General features: G+C 63.2%; 15 protein-coding genes. 3 read left to right on the top strand and 12 right to left on the bottom strand.

Annotation, left to right across the window (positions count from 1 at the left end):
- Positions 1-30: 30 nt before the first annotated feature.
- The 12 genes from tssG to FHY55_RS14145 form a co-directional block, all read right to left on the bottom strand.
- The gene (tssG, locus tag FHY55_RS14200) at positions 31-1113 is read right to left on the bottom strand and encodes a type VI secretion system baseplate subunit TssG (RefSeq protein WP_140014823.1); all 1083 of its coding nucleotides are present in this window, start codon (positions 1111-1113) and stop codon (positions 31-33) included.
- Positions 1110-3071 carry a type VI secretion system baseplate subunit TssF gene (gene tssF / locus FHY55_RS14195; protein ID WP_140014822.1) on the bottom strand — a complete coding sequence of 654 codons (1962 nt, stop codon included), beginning with the start codon at positions 3069-3071 and terminating at the stop codon, positions 1110-1112. Before tssF ends, tssG begins: the two co-directional genes overlap by 4 nt.
- Positions 3068-3622 carry a type VI secretion system baseplate subunit TssE gene (locus FHY55_RS14190; protein WP_168223015.1) on the bottom strand — a complete coding sequence of 185 codons (555 nt, stop codon included), beginning with the start codon at positions 3620-3622 and terminating at the stop codon, positions 3068-3070. The genes tssF and FHY55_RS14190 overlap by 4 nt, the downstream gene beginning before the upstream one ends.
- 161 nt (positions 3623-3783) lie before the next feature.
- On the bottom strand, positions 3784-4266 hold the full coding sequence (locus FHY55_RS14185; RefSeq protein ID WP_140014820.1) for a type VI secretion system tube protein Hcp: 483 nt from the start codon (positions 4264-4266) through the stop codon (positions 3784-3786).
- A gap of 228 nt (positions 4267-4494) precedes the next feature.
- Positions 4495-4980: a type VI secretion system tube protein Hcp gene (locus tag FHY55_RS14180; RefSeq protein ID WP_140014819.1), complete on the bottom strand. Its 486-nt coding sequence runs from the start codon at positions 4978-4980 to the stop codon at positions 4495-4497.
- A 192-nt stretch (positions 4981-5172) separates the two neighbouring features.
- Positions 5173-6663, bottom strand: a complete 1491-nt coding sequence (gene tssC, locus FHY55_RS14175) for a type VI secretion system contractile sheath large subunit (protein WP_140014818.1) — start codon at positions 6661-6663, stop codon at positions 5173-5175.
- A 95-nt stretch (positions 6664-6758) separates the two neighbouring features.
- A complete protein-coding gene (gene tssB, locus FHY55_RS14170) occupies positions 6759-7298 on the bottom strand; it encodes a type VI secretion system contractile sheath small subunit (RefSeq protein ID WP_140014817.1) in 540 nt (179 codons plus the stop codon).
- Positions 7299-7393: 95 nt separating this feature from the next.
- The gene (locus FHY55_RS14165; protein WP_140014816.1) at positions 7394-8752 is read right to left on the bottom strand and encodes an ImpA family type VI secretion system protein; all 1359 of its coding nucleotides are present in this window, start codon (positions 8750-8752) and stop codon (positions 7394-7396) included.
- Between the two features lie 191 nt (positions 8753-8943).
- Positions 8944-9459 carry an OmpA family protein gene (locus FHY55_RS14160; RefSeq protein ID WP_140014815.1) on the bottom strand — a complete coding sequence of 172 codons (516 nt, stop codon included), beginning with the start codon at positions 9457-9459 and terminating at the stop codon, positions 8944-8946.
- Between the two features lie 117 nt (positions 9460-9576).
- Positions 9577-11202, bottom strand: coding sequence for a type VI secretion system-associated FHA domain protein TagH (gene tagH / locus FHY55_RS14155; protein ID WP_140014814.1), 1626 nt, complete (start codon positions 11200-11202; stop codon positions 9577-9579).
- Between the two features lie 345 nt (positions 11203-11547).
- Positions 11548-12141, bottom strand: coding sequence for a hypothetical protein (locus FHY55_RS14150; RefSeq protein ID WP_140014813.1), 594 nt, complete (start codon positions 12139-12141; stop codon positions 11548-11550).
- 21 nt (positions 12142-12162) lie between these two features.
- Complete coding sequence (locus FHY55_RS14145; RefSeq protein WP_140014812.1) at positions 12163-14181, bottom strand: type VI secretion system Vgr family protein; 2019 nt, start codon at positions 14179-14181, stop codon at positions 12163-12165.
- Positions 14182-14589: 408 nt separating this feature from the next.
- On the opposite strand from FHY55_RS14145, the gene FHY55_RS14140 reads away from it, so the two are divergent.
- The 3 genes from FHY55_RS14140 (at position 14590) to icmH (ending at position 26378) form a co-directional block, all read left to right on the top strand.
- Entirely contained in the window at positions 14590-23118 is an 8529-nt protein-coding gene (locus FHY55_RS14140) for a hypothetical protein (RefSeq protein WP_140014811.1), read from the top strand.
- 228 nt (positions 23119-23346) lie between these two features.
- Positions 23347-24684, top strand: coding sequence for a type VI secretion system baseplate subunit TssK (gene tssK / locus FHY55_RS14135; protein WP_140014810.1), 1338 nt, complete (start codon positions 23347-23349; stop codon positions 24682-24684).
- A complete protein-coding gene (gene icmH, locus FHY55_RS14130) occupies positions 24684-26378 on the top strand; it encodes a type IVB secretion system protein IcmH/DotU (protein ID WP_140014809.1) in 1695 nt (564 codons plus the stop codon). The genes tssK and icmH overlap by 1 nt, the downstream gene beginning before the upstream one ends.
- Positions 26379-26432 lie beyond the last annotated feature (54 nt).

The following is a 26432-nucleotide window of genomic DNA, read 5'->3' as shown; positions in this document are numbered from 1 at the left end:
TCGGTCCGTCCCTATTGAAATGCTTGTTCTTTACTCGGTTTGAATGTCGCCGATCACAGCCTGATGAAGGCTGAAACGGGCGTCTGAAACATAATCATCTTCACGGCTGCCCTCGTCGTCGGCCTTCAGCGGCGTCCAGGTGGTATACCCCAGCCGCCCCTTGGTCCCGAGCTGGGCCTTGGGGCACAGCTGACGGGGCAGGGCGAGCTCGACGTCGAAATCAATCTGCTCACCCAGATAGAACCTTACCATATCTGCGAGCCGTTCAAACATTTCTCCGCCGGGCAGGAAGCTCTCGTAATCTTCGAGCTGCTCGGTGCGGATCTCGATGGCGGCCTTGTCGTTGATCGAATAAACCCGGCGACCTGCGTAGGTGTTGCGGCCAAGATCGGCCCCCGCCTCACCGAGGCGGGTGAGGTCGCTTTCTTCGAACTCCAGCCAGATGCCCTCGCGTTCGCGGATCTTGACGTCAACGCCGAGCACCCCTTCGAGCACCTGTTGCAGGCGTTTGGCCGATTTGACACGGCTGGCCATGACCCCGGCAAAGGGCAGCTTGGCGATGTCTGGCACCCTGTCGCGGTCGCGGAAGGGGGCGGTGCCGATGCCGATGGTGGAGCCGACATAGGCGGCGAAACGGTCCTCTTCGGGGCGGTCGAACTGGGCGATGGGGCGGGCATCGGCCCAGACCCGGTGGAAGAGCTGAAGGAAGCGCGTGGCAAAGATATCGGCGAAGCGCACGAAGGCATCATCGCCCGCCTCCTGCCAGCGCATGGCCTCCGCCGTCGTCAGGATGGGCAGGGGGCCTTGCGGGCCGAAGTAGCCAAGAAACCGGGTGCGCAGGCGCGGAATTTCGTCTTCGCGAACCTCGAAGGCCTTCACGTTGGAGGCGGGAAAATCCAGAAACGGGTCCTGCCCGATGTTCACGATTTCCTGGTTGAGCACCTGACTGCGGCCAATTCGGGGCCTGTCGGGATACATCCGCTCCATCTCGCGCAGGAGTGCGTGGATGTTGAAGCGGTAGGGCTCGGCCTCGAGCATCTGGCGGCGCGTCTGCGCCTCTTCCAGTGGCACCGGCTTGGCCTCATCGGCCACGGCTTTGCCCTTTTTGCTCACAGCAGCGGCCCGGTGCCCGAGCGGGGCGCAAAGCGCATCACCTCGCCCCGGCTGTCGGAGACGAGCACCGTCTCGGTGAAGCTGTTCATGTGGGCGTAATCGGCAAAGAACCTGTCGAGCACCGCGCCCAGAAGCATGATGCCGGTGCCCTCGAAGGCGCGTTCGTCAAACCGCAGGGTCACCTCGGTGCCCCGCGCGGCGTGGTAGCCGTCTTCGCGGCGCAGCGAGCGGGTGATGGGGCGGGAATTGATGCCGTTGATGCCGCGGATCTGCCGCTCGGTCACGGCATCGCCGATGTCGGAGAACAGGCCAAGCAACTCGCGCAGCCCGCCTGCCGGGTCGTCGCTGTGGCGGTCTTTAAGGCCCAGTTGGTTGAAGCTGAGCAGGTTGACCAGCCGCCACATGACCTCGCCGTGATGGCCAATGCGCGGATCGTTGTGATCGAGATCGGCAATCGACGCGCGCGGCGGGGTGGGGCCGGAGATACAGGCGAGCGGCACGTTTACATCGTCGGTCAGACGAAAATCCACCTGGCTCTGGCCGATGGGCAGCTGCTGCACGAGGTGACGGTTGGAGCAGAGCGCGATGACCTGAAGCCGCTGCACCCGCTCCTCGTCATCCAGCCCGGCGGGCTCGTAGATGCTGAGGTAGGTTTCGGTGCCAACGTAATCGCCGCCAAAGCCAAAGCGCCGCTCTTTCTCGGTCAGGCGGCGGGGTTTGCGCCGGTGGCTGTAATAGAGCGCATCACCGGGGCGCACCTCTCCATCGGGCTGCGAGTAGAGGCGGTTGACGCGCACCTTCTTTCGCATCCCCGGATAGTGGGCGTAAACCTCCTTGAGGCGATGGACCTCGTAATTCACCGAGGGGCTGCTGTCGGGGACGACGAGATATTCGTTGAACTTCGGGTCTGGCCGCACGCGGCTGCACCGCTCCTCAAAGAGGTTCACGGCGGGCGAGGCGAAGAGGCGGAAGTGGCTGGGCTCGATCAGGGCGGCGAGTTTGGGCTGGCTCTTGTCGAACTCGATCAGCACATCGAACATCGGCGCGGGGATACGGGCCAGCAGGCGGCGCAGCCCGCGCATGCGGAAGCCAAGGAACTTTTGCGGCAGGATCCAGTATTCGCGCAGGTGCGAGAAGCCCTCGAAGATCTTGTCTTCCTCAGGGAACAGCCGCTCTTCCTCGCGGAAGCCCACCTGCTCCAGAAAGTCAGGCGGGCAGGGCAGGAACACCGGGTCTCCCGAGCGATCAAGGTAGCGCAGGGTGACGCGGCAGGTGTCGGCAAAGAGCTGTTCGTAGAGCGTGACCATATCGGCGCGGGGGCCGTTGAGGTACACCGGCAGCTCGCGGGCCTGGATCTCGTTGACCAGCGCGGGCTTGTCGCCCTTCTTGGGGGGCAGCTCGGGATCACGCTCTTCGTTGTCGGTGCGGCGCACGAAACGCAGGCGCAGGCCGGATGCGGTTTGGCGAAGCACATCGAGCCCCAGCGCCTGCATTGGGCCGGGCGAGGGCATGTAGGTGGCGGTATCAATGTCGAGCGGCCAGAGCGTGAGCGGGGATGACAGCCGGAAGCGGGCCGACACGCGCTGCTCGCGCTCCACATAGGTGGCATCCAGATAGGAGCCGGCGGGGAAGCTCTCGCCCTTGACCAGATCCTTCTCGGTGTAATCCGGCTTTGCCTGCACGATCATCGCCGAGGGCGTGGGCGCGAGGTAGTCGGGCATGAGCTGGTCGAGCAGGGCGGTGGTGAAGGTTTCAAACTCGCCCTGAACCGCCACCTGAATCCGCGCGGCCATGAAGGCGGTGCCTTCAAAGAGCCCGCCCAGGCCCGGGTCTAGCTTGTCTTCGGTCAGCCCGCCGAGACGCTCGGCAATGCCCGGATACTCCTCGGCAAACTCCTTGGAGCGCTCGTAGAGGATCGCCAGTTCCTTGTTGTAGGCGTTGAGGAATTCGCGGTTCATCCGGCGCCTTCGATATTCGAGAATTTCATCTTGCCGGAGCCTACGTCGATTTCGGCCACAAATTCGAGAGGAATATCAACCGGCTTGCAGGCCATCTCGGCGTTGATGTCGAACATCAGCTTCTGGTTCACGTCGTCGAATTCCTCGCGCAGCTGCACATCCATCGTTTCGGGCACGAAGCGCGGCTCGTGGTTGATCAGGGCGCGGGCAAGTTGCTGGGGCACGCGCTGAACCTGGATATCTTCGGAGGTGAGGTTGGAGAGATCCACCACCCCGTAGTTGAGCACCGATTTCTGCACGTATTCGAGGTCGTCGACATCCATGCAGGCATCGAGGTTGATGGTGTTGGCGAGTTGCACGAGATCAATTTCGAGGTTGCGGCGCAGCTGGGCTTCATTGGCGCCACGGCGACGCACGGCGGCGCGATCTGTCAGAACGCGCTGGCCATCCTTGTAGCTGGTGCCATCAACCTTGGCATCGCGGGCACGAAACGCCTCGCGGAAGGCATACATGATCGGGATCTGCAGCTGTTGCTTGGCTTCGCGTGCCATGGGGCCTCGCATCGGGTCAATTGAGCTTTTCCGGTGGGCGCCGGGACTGCGCGCCGGGGGAGTGCCCGAACGCAACGTCAACGTTAGCGCCCGCGAGGGGTGCCGTGAAGGGGGAAGGGGCGGAGTTTTTCGTGAAATTCGCCGTCTTTGCGTGCAGTGGCTCAGCTGACGCCCGTGGCCACGTTATACTGGGCCATGGTTGTGCCCATGTCGGTGCCGTCTTCATTCTGTATGCGATACTCGACGGTGATCTGGCGGTAGCAAAGGCTGCCCGTCTCCACCATCTGGTCGTCCTTGCCCGCCGCGCCGAACTCCATGTGGGACACCAGGGCATGGTTCAGCTTTATGGTGAAATAGGGCAGCGGGACGCCGCCGGTGGCCTTGGTGACGTGGATCAGCACGTCGTCGTAGTGCTCGCCGAGGCAGAGCTTGCGCACGAGGCCCGGGGAACACTTGTCGCAGAGCTTGGTGAACGTCAGGTCATCCATCGAAACCTTGCCCGCGCCGCCACCGCGCCCGGTTCCGAGGGTGGTGGACTGGCTGCCGCCGAATTCCATGCGCAGCAGGTCGATCCAGCCTTCGTAGCCTTCAACGACGCACTCGCCTTCGACACCGTCCATTTTCATGTAGAGAGCTGTCGCCATGAATGGGCTCCTCCAGAATGATTTTGCGTAAAGGTCTTGGGTCTTGAATTAACTGACGCGGGCAAAAAACCGCCCGGCGCGGAAAGTATGACAACTGCCTGACGTTTGGGCAAGCTATGAAACGCCTGCGGCGGGGCAGTGACGGGGCAGTGAAAGAGCGGGCACAAAAGAAAACGGGGCGCATCGCTGCGCCCCGCCTCTGTAACGTCTGACAGAACCCGGTTGGGATCAGATGCCAGCGCCGGTGGCCACGTTGTAGCCAGCGGTGGTGGTGCCGGTTTCGGTACCATCTTCGTTCTGGATTTTGTACTCAACGTCGATCTGACGGTAGGCGAGCGAGCCGCTCTCGGTCATCACGTCGTTGCCGCCAGCGCCGCCGAAGCTCATGGAGGAAACCATGGCGTGGGTCAGCTTGATGGTGAAGTAGGGCAGCGGCTTGTCGCCGGTTGCTTTGGTGGCGTGGATGTCGACCGTGGCGTAGTGCTGACCGAGGGCCAGTTTCCTCACCAGGTCGGTGGAGCACTTGTCGCAGATTTTGGTGAACATCACGTCACCCATCGAGACTTTGCCCGAACCGCCACCGCGACCGGTGCCGATCGTCACAGACTGCGAGCCTGCGAAAGACATGGATTCCAGGTCGACCCAGCCTTCGTAGCCTTCGACCACGCATTCGCCTTCGACACCATCGAGTTTCATGTAAAGAGCGGTAGCCATTAGTTGATCTCCTTGTGGTTACCTTGTGGAAGCAAATAACTTGCCGTTTTGAAATAAAGACCGGTAATCCTCGGTCCCTACTGAGATGGGAAGCGATCCTTCCCGTTGCAAGGCTCCCTCACAAATTTTTTTACGAAATCGTGAAGGAACCGAACGGGCCCTGCAAAAACAGGGCCCGAACCCTTTGAAATATCAGCCGCCGGAGGGCAGGCGGGAGACGAGGCTCATGCCGATGTCCATGCCTTCCATCTGGAAGTGCGGACGCAGGAAGAACTTGCCCATGTAATAGCCGGGGTTCTCCTCGTCGGGGACGATCTTGATCTCGGCACCTGCGAGCGGACGCTTGGCCTTGGCGGTTTCCGAAGAGTTCTTGGGGTCGCCGTCGATATACTGGGCGATCCAGTTCTTCAGGTCGCGTTCAAGGACGTCTTGCTCTTTGGTGGAGCCGATCTGGTCGCGCACGATGCACTTGAGGTAGTGCGAGAAGCGCGACACCGCGAAGATATAGGGCAGGCGGGACGACAGGTTGTCGGCCGCGGTTGCCTCTGGGTCCACATAGGACTTCGGCTTGTAGAGCGACTGGGCACCGATGAAGGCGGCCTTGTCGGTGTTCTTGCGGTGCACGAGGCTGATGATGCCCGCCTTGGAAAGCTCGCCCTCGCGCCGATCCGAGATTGCAATCTCGGTGGGGCACTTCTGGTCGGTCGAGCCATCGCCGGTGTCGAAGGTGTGGGTGGGCAGGTTGATCACCTCGCCGCCCGACTGCACGCCACGGATGCGGACCGTCCAGCCATATTCCTTGTGCGCCCGGGCGATGTTGGCCGCCATGGCGTAGGAGGCGTTCATCCAGGCGTATTTCTTGCCTTCGTGGCCATCGGTCTCTTCTTCGAAGTTGAAGGCCTCGACCGGCAGCGAGTTTTGCCCATAGGGCTCGCGGGCCAGAACGCGCGGGGCGGTCAGGGCCACGTAGCGGGAGTTTTCGCTCTCGCGCAGCGACTTCCAGGCGGCGTAATCCGGGGTCTCGAAGATCGAGCCAAGGTCGGCCGGCTTGTTGAGGTCGTTCCAGCTGTCCATGTTCATCAGGCCGGAGTCTGCGGCAGCGATGAAGGGCGCCATGGAGGCGGCGGCGATTTTGCCGAGGTCACGCAGCAGGCGCACGTCGGCGGGGCTGTGATCGAAGTAGAAGTCGCCGATCAGCGCGCCGTAGGGCTGGCCGCCGAGCTGGCCGAATTCGTGCTCGTAGATCTGCTTGAACAGCGGCGACTGGTCCCACTTCGCGCCGGGGAAGCTGCGCAGCTCGCGCTCAAGCTCTTTCTTGGAGACGTTGAGCACCTTGATCTTCATCGTTGCGTCAGGTTCGGAGTTCATCACGCAGTGATGCAGCCCGCGCCATGCGCTTTCGATCTGCTGATATTGGTCGTGGTGGATGATCTCGTTGACCTGGCTGGTCAGCTTTTCATCCAGCTTGGCGATCATCTCGTCGACGGTGTCGAGGATGTCTTCCTTGATCACGGTGCTGTCGGAGAGCGCCGTTTTCACCAGCGTCGATACCGCGTTTTCCACTTCGGTGGCGGCGGTGTCGGAGCGGGGTTTGAAGTTGGTCTTCAGCGCTGCGGAGAAGGCGTCGAGTTCGTCGACCTCACCACCTGCGGCGCCGGCTTCCTGTTGGGCTTCGGTTGCCATGTGTCTGGTCCCTGTCTTTGGTTCTGTCCGGGGGAGGGGGCCTCTTGCAGCGGCGCCCCTTCCCGCGAGGTATCAGGAGGCGGTGTGCGCGGGCCTCAGCCCTCGCTCTCCTCGCCGCCCTCTTCGTTGTCGTCGTTGATGTCGGCGCGCTTCTCGGCGAGCAGCTTCATCATCTCGGGGTCGGCGAGCAGCTTGCGCAGCTGGTCCTGCGCGCCGGACTTGCCGTTCATGTAGCGCTGTAGGTTGGCCAGCTCGTCGCGGGCGTCCAGCAGCTTCTTGAGTGCGGGCACCTGTTTGGCGATCTCGCCCGGATCAAGGTCGGACATCTTGGAGAAGTTCAGGCTCACACCCAGCTTCTCGCCCTCTTCCTCGCCCAGCTTGTTGTCGACGTTGAACGACACGCCGGGAGCGACGGCATCCATGTAATCATCGAAGTTCTCGGTATCGACCTGGGTGAACTTGCGCTCTGCCATCGGGTCTTTCTCGACTGCCGAAGAGTTGCCGGACAGGTCTGCCATCACGCCCATCACGAAGGGCAGCTCGACATTCTTTTCGCTGTCATACGGGTCTTCGTAGGCGATCTGCACCCGAGGGGGGCGGTTGCGTTTGATGAATCGGGTTGCTGAATCAGCCATGTGAAAATCTCCCTAATACTTAAGCAATTGAAGCCACGTGGCCCCTGCTTTGTCAAATGTTTTGCCCCCGCAGAAGGGGGGTGGCTGACCGAGCGTCAGCCGGGTTGGTCCATGTGTTGGAACAGGTCACCAATTATCGACGAGAAATCGCGGTTGAGATAGGTCTTGGCCTTGAAGAGCAAGACCGGCACCGGGCTGGAAGGCTCGGTTTGCCGAAAGAAGTTCTCGACCGCCGTAAGCAGGGCGGCGGCCTGTTCGCGGTTTTCGCAGACAACGGGCTCGGCCGGGCCGGTATCAACCGCCGCGGCACCGGCGGGCAACTCGTAGGCCGCCAGCTGGCTCATCCGGCCAAAGTCGAGCATGAAGCCCTCCTTGGAGCCGAAATCGACAATCGCATTGCCCGACATGCCCGGCAGCAGGGCCTCAAGAGCCTCGGTCAGCGGTTTGCCGAAAAGATCCTGCGCCTGCCGGATCAACAGCAAGGCGGGGGCGGAGGGCTCGACGGAGGCAAAGTAGGCCTCGATCGCCTCCAGCGCCGCTTTTGCGGTGGCATGGTTGGGCACGGGGCCGACCATGGTGGGCGGGCCGGACGAGACCGAAACATTGCCGCCTGCCACGGCGGCGGGGGCGCCCTCTTCTCCGGGCTCGCCCGGGGTGCCATCGCCTGCCTCGGCCTCCGTTGCCGCGTCTGTGCCGCCGGCAAGGTCGGGGCGAGCATCGTCGAAGAGCGCGATCATGTCGCGCAGAGTTTCATCGAGGTTGTCGAACTGGGGCGAGAAGGCGCCGCTGTCACCCAGCATGCAGGTGTTCTTCATCGCCGCGCAGCCTGCGCGGGCCAGCGTCAGCGCCTCGTAGAGCTGATCGACGGTGGCGGCATTGTCGGCGCTTTGCAGCGCGGTGGTGATGGCCCCGGCATCGGCGGCGGCGGTTTCTGTGCCGCGCGGCTCCTTCTTGCCGGTCGAAAGCTCGTAGTCGCGGAACGAGAAGCGCCCGGCCCGCCGGTCTTCCAGCAGCGGCGCATGTTCCAGCGGCATCACCACCTGGCCCATCTCGTTGAGCAGCTCGATGGCGTTGCGCCGTTCGGTGGAATCGCCCTCTTCGATCTTGGGGTTCACATCGGCCCAATAGCGCTCCAGCAGGCCCTGCATGGCCTGAACGCATTCCGAGAAGCCCACGATCCGCCCGGCCAGCGCCTGAAACTGCGCCTCCAGCGCCAGCAGCCGCAGGCAGCGCGTGCGCCCCAGCAGCTTGTCGATCGCGGCGACCTCTTTCTTGATGTCGATGTTCTTGCGGTCAAAGACCTCGCCGGTTTCGCCACTGACGATGTAGCGCATCGGCACACGGTCGATCGCTTCGAAGTAGTATTCGATATAGTCGTCGTCATCTTCGAGCAGCAGGTCAGGGCCGCACGGCTGATCATCAGAGATCGGCTCGAAGAGATTGTCGTAGCGCATCTATCTTCCCGGTCGGTTGGGATGCTTTGCGGCACCCTCGTCTGTTTGGCGGCGATACTGGCCTGTTAAGGCCCCGAGGTCACTCTAAAAATTCAGCCTGCGGGCGGATAAACGGAATTTTCACCAAAAAGAAACGCCGCCCCGGGGCAGGGACGGCGTGTGAACTTGACCTAAGGGCATGACCCGAGAGGTTATTGCAGGTCGATCCGCAGTTCGACGCGCCGGTTTTCCGGATCCATCGGGTCTTCGGTGCGGGGCGTGCTCTCACCGAATCCCATGGCAGAGAGCCGCTCTTCGGTGACGCCGAGGCCGATCAGGTAGGCCTTCACGGAGGCGGCGCGATCCTCGGAGAGGTTGCCATTGTAGTTTTCGGTGCCGCGGGCATCGGTGTGACCTTCGATCATGAAGCGGGCCTTCTTGAGCCGCTCATCCTCGAACGCCTGCGCCACGACGGCGAGGGAAGCCTTGGCCTCCTCGGTCAGCTCGGCGCTGTCGAGTTCGAAGTTGATCATCATGTCCATGCCCTTGGGCTTGGGCGGGGCGCATTCCTCGGCGGTGCCGATGCAGATGCCGCGGTTCAGGCCGAGATCGGCACTGTCGACGAGGAAGTTGGCCACATCGTCAGCGGAATAGGGCGTTGCGGACTGGGCGTTGGCGGCCAGCGCGGAGGCTGCAACCAGAGCAGAAGAGAGGAGCAGATTGCGCATTTAAATCACCGTTTTGCTAAATAAGGCAGTGGAGCCAACCTATGAATTCAGGGCCGAAATGTCAAGGTATGGCCCTGAATTTAACGGTTTTGTCACAGGGCAGCTTCGCCGCGCAAACTATTGATTTTCTGTCTTTTCCATCACGTCGTCATAGGCCTCGGAAAAGTAGGCGAGGAAGACGTCGAGCATGCCGTTGTCATAGGGGTGGGTCTTGGCGTCCCAGCGCTCGACATAGATCTGCCAGGCGCGGGAATCCTTGCCGCCGAAGCGACCGCCCTCCACCTTTTCTTCCACGGCTTCGGGGCTCATGTCTTCCAGCAGGCGGGCCAGCGCGGGCTGAAGCGCCGCGTGCACGGCATATTGGTGCATCTTGATGTCGTTGAAGCTCTTCTGCACCGTCTCGGCGCCACGCATGTAGCCCTGACGGCCGGTTCCGAACATCACCTCAAGCTGCTCGGCGGCACCGGGCATGAACTTCAGCGGGTTGTTGGCATCGGCCCCAATCATCGTGCGGCTGCCCGACTTGAGGCTTTGCTTGGTGGCGGCGCGGGCTTTGAGCAGCCCGGCCAGCTCGCCGACCATGATCCGCAGGGCGCGACCGATTTCATGCGCCACTGCGCCCGGGTCCGGGCCTTCGAAGGCCTTGGGGCTGATCCCTGCGCCATCGGCGATGGCGGCCAGAAGGCCCGAGACATCGCCCACGCTGCCTGCCTTGGGCAGCGGGGTAGAGGGGGCCTGCACCGGCGGCGCCGCGAAGGCCTCGGCTGCGGGCGCCGTCGGGCTGACGGGGGGCGGCGCAGCGGGAGTCGGGGGTGGCGGAGCGGCGGGTGTGGGTTCCGGCGCGGGGGGCTGTTGTTGCTGCGGCGGCTCGGCCTGAGCCGGCGTTTCAGCCGGGCCCGGCCCAAAGGGCGAGCCTGTGGTTTCGGGGGGCTGCGGTGCCTGCTCCGGCGCTTCTGGCGGTGCCGAGGGCCCGGGGCCGAAGGGCGAGCCGGTGGTTTCCTGCGCCGGGGGCGGGGCCTGCGGCTCGGGCGCGCTGGGCGGCGGCACATCTCCGAAGGGCGAGGCGCTCTCGGAGACGGGCGGCTGCTGGGGCGGCGGCGCTTGGGGCGGCTGCTGCGGTGGCGGTGCGTCGCCAAAGGGCGAGCCGCCGCCTGCGCCACCCTGGGCGGGGGGCGGGGGCGTGCCGGTTTCGCTGCCGCCAAAGTCGGGCAGATCGATATGCTGATCGCCAAAGTCCGACATGCCGCCAACACCGCTGCGAGACGAGAAATCGCCGCTGCTGGGCGGGGCTGCGGCACCGGAGCCACCGCCGCCGCCACCGACAGACCAGATATCGCCGCCGCCACCGCCGCCGCCCTGATCGAAGGCAGAGGGGCCGGGGCTGGCGGGGGGAGGGGCCTCGAACGCTGGGGCGGGGGCAGATTGCGCCGCAGCCACCTGCGCCACCACAAGGTAGTGGCCGATCTGGAGCTTATCGCCCGATTGCAGCTGGTAGGGGCTCTTCACCCGCATCGAGCCACCGTTAACGAAGGTGCCGTTGGTCGACACGTCATAGAGCCAGTAGGTGCCGTTTTCGTAGCGGATCTCTGCGTGGCAGGAAGAGACGAAGCGGTTGGGGTCGGGCAGGGTCCAATCCATCGCCGGGTCGCGCCCGATTTCGAACCCGCCCTGATCGGTCGAAAACTCGATCGGCCCGCCGTCGGGCAGGGAGGGGAAATTGTCGATGCGAAGGGTCAGGGTCATGATCGGCGCCGCTCGGATAATGCCGCCCGCTGGGAGCGTTGGAAATCTCTGGTGATCAAGAGTTACGTCTCAGGGGGGTATGATGCAAGCCCGGAGGCTGCGGCGCGCGGCGGATCGCAGCTGGTGTTGCGGCAATTTGTGGTGCCAAGGTGGCCGGGCAGAGGGCCTTTGCAATCAATCGGTTGTCGGAGCTTTTTCACTTAATGAGTGAAGTTCTGTCTGCGCCGGTGTCGGCCCATGCGCCACGCCAAGCAGGAGAACGGCGGTGTTGGAAAAGGTCATGGCAATCGCGGGTTTGGTGCCATTCCGCCCGCAGCTATCGCGGTGAAAGGCGCGCCTGCCGCGTCAGCCTTCTTCGGTCAGCATCAGGGCCATGCGAATGAACCTTTGCAGGTGCTCCGCGCGGGTCTTCACGTCATACCGGGCGAGGGCCGAAAGCAGCCCGGCGTTCACCGCGCGGGCCGTTAGGAAGGGCGGGGGCGGCACCGGGGGCACATCGGCCCCGGCCATTGAGCCAGAAGACCAGCCCGCCCCGAGGGCCACCCAGACGCCGGGAGACTTTACCTTGGCCTCCATCGCCGCATCCAGCGCCCGGTAGCGGCTGTCTTCGTCGGGATCGCCCACCCATTTGGCGGCGAGCTCCAGCATGCTGCGGTCGGTATCATCCAGCATGTCGTCGATCTTCTTGAGGCACTCGTGCCCCCACCAGACGGCGAAACGCCGGGGCAGCACGTAGGCGCAATAGGTCAGCGCCTCCTCGGGTGTATCGCTTTGCGAGAGCGTCCCGATGAAATCGACGGAGGAGTGGCCGTTGGGCCGCGCCGTCACGTCTTCCTCGATCTCTGGGATCGCTTCATAGAGCTCGTGCGCCACCTCGAACCGAAGGTTCTTTCGCTTGGTGACGCCAGCTATGACGGTCTTTTCAGAGGAGTCCCCCACCTGCCGAATCCCTTCCGGTCCTTAGTTGATCTTAACCAGTCCAGCCTGAATCGTCATCATTCCTCCGGCCTTGTGCGTTGCCATCGCCCCACCGTTGGTTGTGAGCTGGGCGGAGGCGTTGACGTCGATCATCGGCGAACTGAGCTTGATGGACGCCGGTTCGATGGTGATCGAGGAGCCCCCCACCGTCAGGGTGATCTTCGTCAAGGAGCTGATGGATATATCGCTCTGAGCGTTCAGCGTGCTGGTGCCCGACACCTCGGTGAGCTGGTTGCCACCCACGTTGAGGGTCTCGTCGATGTCGATGTTGGTTTCACGGTTCTTGTTGACCGTCCGGTTCTCGTCGCCCTTGATCAGATAGGTGTTGTTGTTGTCGATCGTGTGGGTTTCGTCATTCTTGACGTGACGGGTCTCGTCATTGCCGATCGTTGTGGTGCGGTTGACATCAACTTCGCGGCGCTCGTTGTTGAGCACCTTGGTTTCCATGTCGTATTGCGCGTGCTGGCGGAACAGCTCGTCACCCTTGGTGTCGTTGAACACCAGCTCGTTGTAGCCGCCGCCGCCAAGGGTGGAGTTGGACTTGATGCCATTCCAGTTCTTGTCGCCGGGCTGTTCGTAGGGGGGCGCGTTGTCGCCGTTGTAGACACAGCCGGTCACCACGGGCTTGTTCGGGTCGCCCTCAAGAAACTCGACGATCACTTCCATCCCGATGCGCGGGATAAAGAGCGTGCCCCATCCGGCCCCGGCCCAGGGTTGGGCGACGCGGATGCGCATCGAGGACTTCTCGTCGTTTTTGCCCAGCCGGTCCCAGTGAAACTGGCAGACGATGCGGCCGAATTCGTCAACGTCGATCTCTTCGCCGCTCGCGCCGACCACGGTTGCGGTCTGCGGGCCGGTCATGCGGGTTTCGTGCGTTCTCCGTTCGGGAGCGAAGGGCACATCGCCGGGGGCCATTTCGTAGTTGCCGACAAACACATGCTCGCCCGCGCCGCCGCCGCCGCCAGAGACGTAGCCACCGGTGTGGAAGCTGTGCATGGCCCGGACGCAGATAAACTCTTCTCCGATCAGCGCCTCGTCCTGATGCTCGCCGGTGAGGGTGAACTTCATGCCCGAGGTCAGGCTCATGCAATCGCCAGAGGCCGTGTGATGCTTGTCGCGGGCGCGATACTGCTCGGCGCGCAGGCGGGCAACGTCCGAGCCTTGGCTGCCGTCAAGGTAGACGCCCGGGTATTCGTAGCTTTCCAGCTTGCCGTATTCGTGCTGGGCGTCGCCTTCCTGCTCCCCCTTCATGTTGGCCGCGACCGTCTTGAAGTTGTAATCGGTCAGGGCAACCTTGCCTGTGGTCAGGCGGCGGTTTGGCGTCCAGTCCCAGAAGTGCTCTTTGTCGTGCACATGCTGGCCTTCGTGGCCCATGTACTCGCGCTCCGACGGGGCGAGCTGCTCGAAGCCGTCGTTGTTGTCGGTCACAACCATCTTGTGGCTGCCCGCCTCATGCGTGAAGTAGTAGTTCACGCCGTAGCGCTCCATCAGGCGGCACAGGAAGTGAAAATCGCTCTCGTTGTATTGAACGATGTACTCCTGCGGCATGGTTGGAAGCGCACCGGAAATTCGCACATCGAGCCCGCCCGCGGCGTCATAGCCGAAGTCGGTGCAGACCTCGTTGATGATGTCTTCGAAGCTCTTTTCCTGGTAGATCTTGTTGTTTGTCCGCTTGGACATGATCCAGAACCAGGGCCGCAGCGTGAAGCGGTAGGTGTTGCCGCTGTCTCCGTCATCGGCCCAGCCGCATTCGGTGACGATGCCGTCGAAGAGCTTTTGCGCGCCATAAAGGTCTTCAAGCTCGACGGTCATATGGGTGCCGAGCAGGTCGTCGAGGTTGACGGCGACATTCTCATCTTCGGTGACGGCTTCGACGTGATACTCGAAGCATTCGTTGACGGCGTCCATGCCGTCAAAGCGGAGGAGGGCGAGCGTGTCGAAGGGCAGGACAGTGTGCAACTTCCCGAGGCGCTCAGACTGACTATGACTTGGAGTGCTCATCGCGGGGGCTTCCCAGTTTTGATTTTTGCAGGCCGACCCTCAAAATATCGGTCGTCTGCCAGAAGGAATAATTGAAATAACGTGACCTCAATGTAGGGAGCGTCAGGGGACCGCGCAAGAGGGAGTGCAGATTCCATGCGTGGCCGCAGGATGCCCCTGTGGCTGCCGTGGCGCAGGCCGGATGCTGCTTGTGCGCTGGTGGCATTGGCAATTCACATAGCGCCTGTTGCGGGGTGGCAACAAAATGTGGGGCGAGGGTGTTGGCGGGGCGGCACAAGAGGTTGTGGCGAAAATTCGGCATTGTCGCATGACTTGGCGGCAAGTAGTGTTCCGCACAAGTGCGCGGAGATCTGCCGAGGTGGGCGGTGAAACGTGCCGATAATTTGAAGGCGAGAGGACATAACTCCCATGCGCAGCGATTTCCGCACCCAACGCATCGTGGCTACTACTGCAATTTCGGCAGGTGCCACACATCCACGGCCACGCAAAGCAGCGGGCAAGGGCCAGATCCTCGCCACCACAGCCATGGCGCTGGCGCTCACCTTCGGAGCCGGGCATGGGGCGAACGCGCAGGAGCTGACCTGGGACGGCGGCGCGACGGGGACCTGGCAAAGCGGAAATATCGCTGGGGGTGATTGGGATGATGGCACCCCGGGTCCTGAGGATTGGGATCAGGGTGCCAACGCCACCATCGACATCACGACGACACTCACCCTCGACAACGACGGCACTCTGCTGGACCCCGTCGAAGTAGGCGACATCACCTTCGAGGCCGATGGAATCGTCATCGAGGAAGACCCGGTCGATGGCGGCGGGCTGACGCTGACGGGCGGCACCGCAACGCCTGGCGCTTCCACGCTGACCGTGACCACGGGCACGACAATCATCAACGCCGAGCTAGACGGCAGCGCTGGCGGGATCGACCTGATCACGGCCGGAGCCGGCAACCTCACCCTCAACGGCGATGTCACCGTCAACACGATGGACGTAACCGGCACTGGCACAGTGACCAATACCGGCACGCTGGCGACTGTTGATGCAGCTGCCGACGATGTGGACGTGCAGGCGGGCGCGACGCTCGACAACCAGGGCACCATCACCTCGGATGTCACCGTGGCCGACGGCGGCTCTTTCACCTCCAGCGGTCTGGTCACCGGCGAAATCGTAAATGACGGCAGCGCCGCGCTTTCGGGCACCGGCGGGACCGGTGTAGGCGGTGTTGATGGCAGTGTGACCAATCAGGGCACCGGCGCGCTCGACATCAGCGGTGCGCTCCAGATCACTGGCGATCTTGAGCAAAACAGCTCCAACGCCATCGCCGTCGACAACGCCACACAGGTTGGCACGCTCACCGTGACTTCGGGCACCGTCAACGTGAGCACGGGGGTGCTGACAGTCGATACCTCCGCGAGCAACGCAGGCACGGTTTCGGTTGACGGCACCACCGGCGGCCAGATCGCGATCAACAGCGGTGCGGGCACGCTCACCAACACGGGCACGCTCAATCTTGCCGGGGTCAGCGAAGCCAATGGCGGAGACGCCGGCGATCTCGCGGGCATTAACGGTAGCGTCACCAACGGGACTGGCGGCACAGTGGCGTTCACCGGGAATGCCGAGATCACCGGAACGCTGCAGCAGAATGGCGGCAATTCCATCGTGGTGGGCCATGATGTGACAGTTGGCGCGCTTGCTGTGAATTCGGGCACGGTCAATGTGACGGATGGAAATACGCTCGACTCTGCCGCGCAGGTGACCTTCGGTTCGACTGGTGCCGGTGTTCTCGATATCGACGACGGCGCGACCGTGACCTCCGATATCAACGTTTACGCCTTCTCGGGGACGGTGATCAATGATGGCACAATCGACACCGACCTGTTGACCGGCGGAGGGGCGGGCGCTGTTAGCCTCACCTCTACCGGGCGGGTGAACGGAAGCGTCACTCTCGGTCAGGGGACCACGGCAACCCTCTCGGGTGTTTCGGATGATGGCGATGGAATCACCGGCGGGTTGGAGATCAATACCGATGCCACCCTCACCATGGGTGGCGATCTGACGGTTGGCGGCCTTACCAATGTTCAAAACGGAGCAGGGCTTACCACGGCGGGCGACCTGACCACCGAAACGATGCTCATCGGCGGCGGCGGTGCGCCTACGGTCACCGTCTCCAATGGCGATACGCTGACGGCAACCGGCCTCGGGGCCGATGCGATCAACGTGGACAACGGTGCGCTCACCTCGACGGCAGGCGGCTCCGTCGATGGCAACGTGACCGTGGGTGCCAACGGCGATTTCACCTCCACCGGCCTTGTCACCGGCAACATCACCAGCGCCGGCGACCTTGATCTTGCAGGGACCGGTGCTGATGGCCTTGGCGGCGGCGCAGGCGTGGATGGCAATGTCAGCGCCACCGGCGGCACGCTCACCGTTTCTGGCGACCTCGACGTGACCGGCACCTTTGATGCAGCGAGCGTCGGCTTCGACCTCGGCAACACCCTCACCATAGGCGGCGCAACCGCCGCCGTGGGCGATGTGACCGCAACAGCGGATGCTTCCATCACCCTGACCGACGCCAATGGCTCTATCGCCCTCTCGGGCAATCTTGATACTACAAGCGGCGATCTGACCATTACTGCCGCCAGCATCACTCTCGCCACCGGCTATACCCAGACCGATCCGGATGCGCTCGACGGCAACGATCTGAGCTTCGTGACCGACGAAATTGTCGCTCAGGTGGCGCAGACAATTACCGACGACTACGACTATGACGTGGTGGCGGATGGCGCGACCGGCGTTGTGACCATCGACAATGGCGTCAACCCCGTCAGCGCAAACGACAACGACATCAGCGTGAGCAACGGCGGCACCGTGAACGTGGAGAGCACGCTTACCGATGTCGGTTCGATCTCGGTCACCGACAACAGCGTGCTGGCTGCCAATGCAGATATCACCATCGATAGCGATGGCGGCGGCACCGGCGACCTCAGCACCTCCGGCGCGGGCTCGCTTGTGATCGCCAATGGCGTGACCGTCACGGCCGAAACCATCAACACCGCCGGCACCGGTGGGGTTACCGTGGGCGATAACGCCAGCCTCGTGGGCACCGGCAACACCATCAACAACGACACCACCGTGAACATCGCGGCGGGCGCTGACGTGACTGACGTGGCCGGCGACATCAACAACGACAGCGTCGATGGCGCGCCGACCGGTATCTACAATCTCAACGGCGTGGGCTCCACGCTGGCGGCAACTGCGGTCACGGGCAACATCAACAACCTCAACGACGGCGAGATCAACATCAACTCGACCGGCACCATCGTCACGGCGGGCACCAACCTGACCCTGCAGGACGATTCCAGCTTCAATGTGGGCAATGGTAACAGCGTAACGGTCACCGTGGGTGGCACCGTGGAGATGACCGGCAACGCGTTTCTCGACAACGATGGCATCTTCCTTGCCGATGACAGCGATACCGGTGCTCCCAACGATGCAACCATCAACGTTTCCGGCAACGGTTTCATCGACCATGACGGCACCAACTTCGCCGCTGGCACGATCAACCTCACCGGCAACGGTGCGATGACAAGCAACGGCGCGGCCACGGTGGATACGCTCAGCCTCAACGGCACCGGAGCATCGCTGACCGTGGAGGGCGATACCTTCGAGGTGACGACCACCGCAACCAATACCGACGGCACCGTGACCATCAACAACGGTGGCACGCTGAGTGTGGCCAGCGGGGCAGGGGCCTTCAACAACGACGACGCGCTTGTGATCGCCTCGGGCGGCACGCTGGATGTGGGCACCGGCGCCAACGGGCTGGACACCTCCGGCACCTTCACGCTTGCCGGTACCGGCGCGGCCACCGGGGCTGTCACCGGTGACGTGACCGTTTCGGGCGGCTCGATGACCACCACCGACATAGCCACCGTCGATGGCGCGGTGACGAACACCGGCGGTGCCGTGGATGTCTCCGGCGGCACGCTCACCGTCACCGGTATCTACAGCCATGACGGCGGCACCCTCTCCGACATGGGCGGCAACGCCCTCTCGGCCGGTGACGTGGACATCGACGCCAATGTGGCTGTGACCAACGGCACGCTCAGTTCAGACACCGATGTGACCATCGACAGTGGCGCTATCCTCGCCGTTGCCTCCAATGGCGCGGTGGACGCGACCACCTCTGCCACCGGCACCCTTAACGTGACCAATGGCATTGTGAACAACTCGGGCGATGTCGATGCGGTGAACCTGGCGGTGAGCGCTGACGGTACCGTCAATAACCTTGTAGGGGCGGATGCCGATTTCTCAGGTACGCTTGGCAACTCGGGTGCGATCACCGTGCAGGGCACTTCGACCTTCTCGGTTGCGGGCGCCACGACCAACGATGGTTCTATCGACGTCTCGTCCAGCAGTGGCACCGCGCTGGTGTTGGGTGCGACGACGAACAATACCAATGGCTCAATCACCAACAATGGCGGAGGCACCGTGACCATCGCCTCGATCACCGGCACCAATGCGGGCGATCTGGAGAACCTCGACGACGGCACCTTCAACATCAATGCGCCGATCACCGGCAACACCGGGACCATCACCAACGGCGATGCAGCCACCGATACCGGCAACATGACGATCAGCGGCGCCGTGACCAACAGCGCAAGCGGCACCATCACCCAGGCGGGCAGTGGCACGCTGACCACCGGCGCCGTCACTAACAATGGCGCGGGCGCTTCGGTGAATGTGTCGGCTGGCACGATGGATACCACCACCTTCGCCAACAACCTTGGCGATGTAACTGTCAGCGGCACCGGCTCGCTCGATGTGACCGGCTTTGACAACAACAACACTGCCTTCGGCAACAACGCTGCCAATGCAACGGTAACGATCTCTGACACCGGCGACCTCAGCGTGAACGGCGGGGCAGGGACGTTCCTCAACACCGTGGGCACGCTCTCGGTCGACGGCGGCACGCTTTCGGCGGACCTCGACAACGAGGCGGGTGGTGTTGCCAACATCAACGGCGGCCAGATTGTTGGCGATGTGACCAATTCCGGCACTGTCAACGTGGAGGCAGGCTCCACCGGCACCAGCGACGTGACCGGCAACTACACCCAAGACAATGGCAGCACCGACCTTGCGGGCGACCTTGGCGTTGACATGGCCGTCGATATCAACGGTGGCGCGCTGACCTTCTCTGGCAGCGGCACGCTGGATGCGGGCACCACGTTCGATTACACTTCCAGTTCGGCCCTCGACATGAACGGCGGCACGATCAACGCGGGCACGACTGCGACGTTCAACAGCGTCGGCAACATCGACGTGAATGGTGGTGCGGTCGATGCGGCTGGGGCGCTTGCCTTCAATGGCTCCGGCACGCTGGCTCTAGGCGGCGGCACGCTTGAGGGCGATACCGTCACCTTTGCGTCGACAATGGGCGCGATCACCGCCGACGGCGTGATCACCGCCACCAATGGTGCGACCCCGAATATCACCAACAACTCGGTGAACGGCTTCAACTCCACCGCCCTGCTGGATGGCGATGTCATCAACAATGGCGTCATCACCTCGTCGGGCAACATCAGCGGCGATTTCTCCAACACCGCCGCCGCCACCTCGGCCACGCTCTCGGGCACCATCGGTTCGGGTGGCTCGGGTGACTTCACCAATAACAGCGCCACCACCCTCGCGGGCGATCTCACGGTCAACGGCACCTTCACCAACAACACCGGCGGCACCGTCGAGTTTGACGGCAGCGAGCTGAACGCCGACGACGTGGACGTGAACGCAAGCCTCATCGTGGACGACGCGGGCACCCTGTCTTCGGATAGCGCCATCACCCTCGTGGGATCGACTGTGACGGTCGCCAGCGGCTCTACCCTCGATGCGGCCACCGACCTGAACCTCGACGGCACCTCGGTTGTAACCAACAGTGGCACCACCACTGCGGATACACTGACGGTTGCGAGTGGCGGTGTCGTGAACAACTCGTCGATCTTCACGGTCGACAACGCCGTCGACAACGACGGGCAGATCAACAGCACGGCGGGCACGCTCACGACAGGCGCAATCGACAATGCCGCGACCGGCGATATCAACATCTCGGGCGTTGCGCACAACGGCACCACGTTGAATGGCAACCTCGGCACCTACACCCTGTCGAACGGTGCCAATGCCACCTTCTCCGGCGATCTCAACAACAACGCCAACCTGATTGAAAACACCGGCACCGGCACGCTTCAGGCGACCACGGCCACTGGCAATACCGGCACGATCCAGAACACCGGCACCGGCAACCTCACCTTCTCCGGTGACGTTTCCAACGGCGCGGCCGGTGCTTTGATCCAGTCGGGCGGGGGCACCACCAGTGCGGCCAGCGTTGAAAACAACGGGGCGGGTGCTGTTGTGACGGTAAGCGCCGGGCTGCTCGACGTGACCGGCGCCGTGACCAACACGGTTGGCACCATCAACGTGTCGGCCGGCGCGGAACTGGAGGCGGTTAGCCTCTCGAATGCCTCGGGCCAGACTGTCGACAGCGAAGGGCTCATCGACCTCGGCGGCACGGGCACGCTGACCAACGAGGGCACGCTGGACGCCGAGGGCACCGGTACGACCGCAGGGATCGACGGCGAGGTGATCAACCAGAATGGCGGTACGTTCAATGTGACCGCCTCGCTTGAAGTCTCGGGCGATGTCACCAACACGGATGGCGCGACCATCGTCATGTCGGGCGACCTCGCTGTGGGCGGCGACTTCATCCAGGACGATACCGGCGGAGACGGTGGTGCGGTGACCTTCGGCGGCTTCGAGCTGTCGGCAGTCAATGCCACCATCAACACCGATTTCACCGTGGATGACGGCACGCTGACGGCGACGGGCACCCTGAGCAACGAAAGCGGCGAGACGCTGACCATTGGCACCACGGGCGTTGTCAACACCGTGACCGGCACGATCAACGGCGTGCTGGACAACTCCGGCGACTTCAACGCCTCGGGCGACGTGACCATCGCACAGGCCTCCACCAACCAGGGCACGGGCACGCTGGATGCGGGCACGCTGACGCTGAACGACGACTTCACCAACCTTGGCACCGTAGGTGCTGATGCCAACGTGGGCACCGTGACGAACAACGCCACGCTGACCAACAGCGGCACGGTCAACGCCACAAGCCTCGTGAACAGCAGCACCATCGACAACACCGGCGCGATCAATGCGGCGGTGACCAACGGTGGCACCTTCAACTCCAACGGCGGCTCGATCGGCGGGGACTTCGCCAACAACAACACTTTCAACATCAATGGGGCCAGCACCATGTCTGGCACCTTCACCAACGATGGCAGCTTCCTCGATGGCGGGGCGTCGAGCCTTGCGATCACCGGGAGCTTTGTGAACAACTCCAACATCACGCTGGATGCGGGCGGCGGTTTCTCCACCACGGGCGGCACCACCAACGGCGGCACCATTACCGCGCAGGGCGCAGGTGGCGTGATTGGCGGCAATGTTTCCAGCTCGGGCACGATTGATCTGTCGGCGGCTGGCGCTGACAGCCTTTCGGTGGGCGGAAACCTCTCCTTCTCCGGCGGCACGGTGGCCTTCACCGGTGCGGACGGGGGAGGCAACCCTGTCAACGAGGCGATCCAGGTGGGCGGGGCTGTTTCGGGCACCGTGGCCTTGTCGTTCTCGGACACGGTGTTCACGGGGAACCTCACCAACCCGAGCGATTACGTGCTGTTCAATGCAGGCTCGTCGGGCGGCAACCTGACCTTCGACAACTCCCTGATCGCAGTGAACGGGGCCACCGCCTACTTCGCGGTCTATGATCCGTCGTCGGGCGATGCCTATGTGCTCTCCGACGTGAGCGCGGGCATCGGTGCCGTTGCCGGCAACATCGGCCTCGTGCAGTCGCTGATCGGCACCATCGTCAACCGCCCGTCCTCGCCCTTCGTTTCGGGCCTGGCCTATGAGGATGACGACAACTGCGGCACCGGCGCATGGGCGCGGGCCACCGGGGGCTCTGCCACCGGCACGGCGCGCACCAACAACGGTGTGTCGAATCTGCCCTCCACGGTGGAAGCCGACTATGCCGGCCTGACGCTGGGGATGGACTACGGCTGCTTTGATGTCTCCGACAGTCCGTTCGACATCGCAGGCGGCATGATCCTTGGTTACAATCAGGGTTCGACCTCGCAGGATGTGTTCAACATCGACTACACCTCCGGCACGCCGACGCCGACCACGCTGCTCTCGACCACCGAGACGGACTTCACCCAGACCTACGTGGGCGCCTATCTGGCCTTCGCCAAGGATGCCTACACGGCGGACGTGCAGCTGCGCACCGAGCAGACCTCGTTCACCTTCAACAACCCGGTTCTGGTGCTTCAGGCCGATGGGGTGACCCCGGCGGCGGGCTTCTTTGATGAAGATGTGGAGAGCCAGTCGACCACGCTTTCGGCCTCGATCTCCTACAGCTACCCGCTGTCTGACAGCCTGACGCTGGTACCCACCGGGGGCTTCGGGATCACCAAGAGCTCGACCGATGACGTGATCCTGCGGGATCCGGGCGACCAGACCACCGAAGTGGGTCGCATGGTGTTTGAAGATCACACCACCTCGATCGGCTTTGTCGGGGCCACGCTGGCCCGCACGGTGATTGGCGAGGCGGGCGACAGCGCGATCAACCAGTTCGTCACCGCGACCTACTACAAGGACTTCTCCGATCCGCTCGAGGCGACCTATATCAGTGGCTCTTCCGCGCTGCCGATCTCGACCGAGCCGCTTGGCGACTTCAGCGAACTTTCGGTGGGCCTGAGCTACATCAAGATCCTCGACGGGCAGGTGGGCAGCGCCAAGCAGCTCAACGCATCGGCGCGGGTTGACGGGCGCTTCTCGGATGACGTGGAGGCGCTGAGCCTCACCGCGCAGATCCGGTTGCAGTTCTGAGCCCGAAGCGCGCCGCAGCAAAGGCCCCGCGCCGGGCCCGAGGTGCAGCGTGAGCTTAACGTGACAATTAACGGGGTGCCCTTGCGGCACCCCGTCTGTTTCTGGCAAGGTGCCCGAGCATGTGCCGGGCCTTTTACCGGCCCTGTCAGTTATTTGTGCCTTTCAGGATAGGACTGATCCTGCCAGTATATTGCGAAACGACCATTGGAATGCGCTGCGAGCCCCTGAATGTCCTGGTTTTCTAAAGTCGCGTGGAAAGAGGGGCTGTTTCTCCAGCCTCACCATTTTCAACAGAGCGACAGATACTTCGAGAAATTGCTCGAGGCCCGCACGCGGTTGGCCTCCCCATACCCATGGGGGTTTTCCCAGATCGAGATTGATCGGGATGTCGCCCAACAGATGAAATTCGGCCTGCGCTCTGCGACCGGCATTTTCCCCGATGGCACGCCCTTCGATATGCCCGGCACCAGCCAGTTGCCCCCGCCCATCGACATCCCCGAGGGGAGCGAGGGCCAGAGCGTTTGGCTGACCCTGCCGATGGTGCAGGTGAACGGGCGCGAAGTGGGCACCGAGGATGAAGCCTCGCGCTCGGCCCGCTACCGCCTCTCGGCAGAGACCGTGGCCGATTCAACCGCCGCCATGCGGCTGGAGCAGGATATCGAAGTGGCCCACCCGCGGGTGGAGTTTGACGTGCGTAAGACCGAGAAGCCGGGCTACAACTGCCTGCGGCTCGCCCGCGTGGTCGAAGTGCGCGACAAGACGGTGATCTTTGATGAAAAGTTCGCGCCGCCGGTGCTCACCATCCACGCCCATCCGGTTGTGGCCGGCTGGGTCGAGCGCGTGGTGGGCTGGGTCGAGACCAAGCTCGAAAGCCTCGCACGTTTCGCCGCCGATCCCTCCTCGGGCGGCGGGCTTCAGGCGACCGACTACTTCATGCTGCTGGTGCTGAACCGCGAGATCGGCCTGTTGCGCCACTATCGCAACAGCAAGTATATCCACCCCGAGGAGCTTTATCAGCTGTTCCTGCGGCTGGTGGGCGAGCTCTGGACCTTCGATGAGAAGCGCCTTGCCATCGAATATCCGCCCTACGACCAGGACAACCTCGAAGAGATCTTCGAGCCGATCGTGCGCGATATCCAGCGCCTGCTGGCGCGCGATGTGGGTCGCGCCGTGCGGCTCAACGTCGAAGAGCTGCGCCCCGGTTCGGGCAGCTTCATGGCCAAGGTGGTGGACCGCAATCTGTTCCGCGATGCCGCCTTCGTGCTGGAAGTGGCCGCCGACAAGCCGCTCACCCAGATCCAGCAGCAGTTCCCCGCGCTCTGCAAAGTTGGACCTAACACCCAGATGAATGCTATCGTGAATAACAACCTGCCGGGTCTTGAGCTGGTGCATATGCCCATGCCGCCGCGTCAGATCAGGGCGGTCACGAGCCACGTCTACTTCAAGATCGACAAGAACAACCCGATGTGGCGCGAATTCTCGACGGCCCCGGCGATCGGCCTGCACTTTGCGGGCGACTGGCCCGATCTCAAGCTGGAGATCTGGGGCATCCAGGAGAATAGTTGATGACCGACGAGAAGGACGCCGGAAAGACCGTGATCCGCCCCATGCCGGGTGGTGCGTTCGGCGGCCAGAAGACGACCGGCCCCGGCTCTCAGAAAACCGTGATCGGTGGCTCCATGCCCGCACAGGGCGGATGGGGCAGCCCGCCGCCCGCCAGCCCGCCCCCGCCGGGGCAGGGCGGTGGCTTCAGCGGGCAGGACAGCGGGTTCGGCGGGCAGGATCAGGGCGGCGGTGATGTTTGGGGCGGCGGTGGCGGCCCGGGCACAAGCCAACCCCCGCAACAGACCCCAAGCCAGGGCTTCGGCCCGGCCCCCGGCCAATCAGCTGGCTTCGGCGGCCCGCAGGATCACAACAATTCCGGCCAGTGGCTGGGCGCGCAGACCAAGCAGGAAGGTTTCTTTCCGGAGATGCGGAAGGAAGAGCCGGTGCAGCGTGCGCCGGTCAAGAAGATCAGCCTCGATGCGGCGCTCTCGGCCAAAACTTCCGGCATGTCGGCCGATGCCAACCCCATCGTGGCCTCCTGCGCCTCTCTGCTGGTGTTGTTCGGGCGGCTCCGCAGCCAGGTTGTGGATATGCACGCCGTGCCGCTCATGCAGCACGTCACCGAAGAGATCGAAGCCTCCGAAGAGCGGATGCTGGAGGCCGGCGTTGACCAGACCGATGCGCTGATTGCCAAGTATTGCATCTGCGGCACCGCTGACGACATCGTGCAAAACCTGCCCGGCACCGACCGGGGCGTTTGGCTGCAGTATTCAATGTCGGCGCGGTTTTTCAACAAGCGGACGGCGGGTGTTGGCTTCTTTCAGGAGGTTGACAAGGCGCTTCAGAACCCGATTCACAAGTATCACCTGCTGGAGCTGATGCTGATCTGCATGCAGCTCGGCTTCGAGGGCCAGTATCGCGCCACGCAGGGCGGAGATGTGAAGCTCGGCCAGATCAAGCGCGGCATCTACGAGGCATTGCGCCGGGTGAAGTCGCGCGGTGATGATGATATTTCGCCCCGCTGGAAGGGCATCGAAATGGCTGCGCGGCGCAGCTTCACCAAGGTGCCGGTCTGGGCCTATGCCATCCTTGCATCTGCGGTGCTGGCGGGCGGCTACTTCGGGATGCGGCTGATGCTCACCACCGAGGGCAACGCGCTGACCACCGAGATGCGCAACCTGCACCCGCAGGAGATGATCGAGCTGGTGCGCCGCACCTCCGGCCCCATCGCCCCGCCGCCGCTGCCGCCCCCGCCACCCGAAACCGGCCAGCTGGACCGGCTGAAGGAGGCTTTCGCGGGCAACGGCGCTATCGACGTTGCGGTGAAGGGCGACTTTATCGTTATCAAGCTCGACAACTCCATCCTCTTCGATTCCGGCAAGGCTGACGTGAAGGAAGAGTTCATCCCGCTGGGCGAAGATATTGCGCAGGTGCTGGAGCAGGAGCCGGGCCCGATCCGCTTTATCGGCCACACCGACAGCGACAAGCTCTCGGGCCGGGGCAAGTACAAGAACAACTTCGAGCTCTCCGTGGCCCGCGCCAAGAGCGTGGCCGGGGTCATCACGCCGCTGCTGTCCAACCCTGAGCGGGTGGAGGTGGACGGGCGCGGCGAGGACGAGCCGATTGCTTCCAACGATACGTCGGAGGGCAAGGCCCAGAACCGGCGGGTGGAGATCATGATTCAGCGCGAAGAGACGCTGGAGCAGCAGATCTGAGTAACGGCGAGGGACGCCGGTTGAAAAAGATGCGCCCGAAGGGCGGAAGGGTAT

This window comes from Oceanicola sp. D3 (genome assembly GCF_006351965.1).
In the GTDB taxonomy this organism is placed as follows: Bacteria; Pseudomonadota; Alphaproteobacteria; order Rhodobacterales; family Rhodobacteraceae; genus Vannielia.
This window is presented reverse-complemented; position numbering and strand designations above follow the sequence as displayed.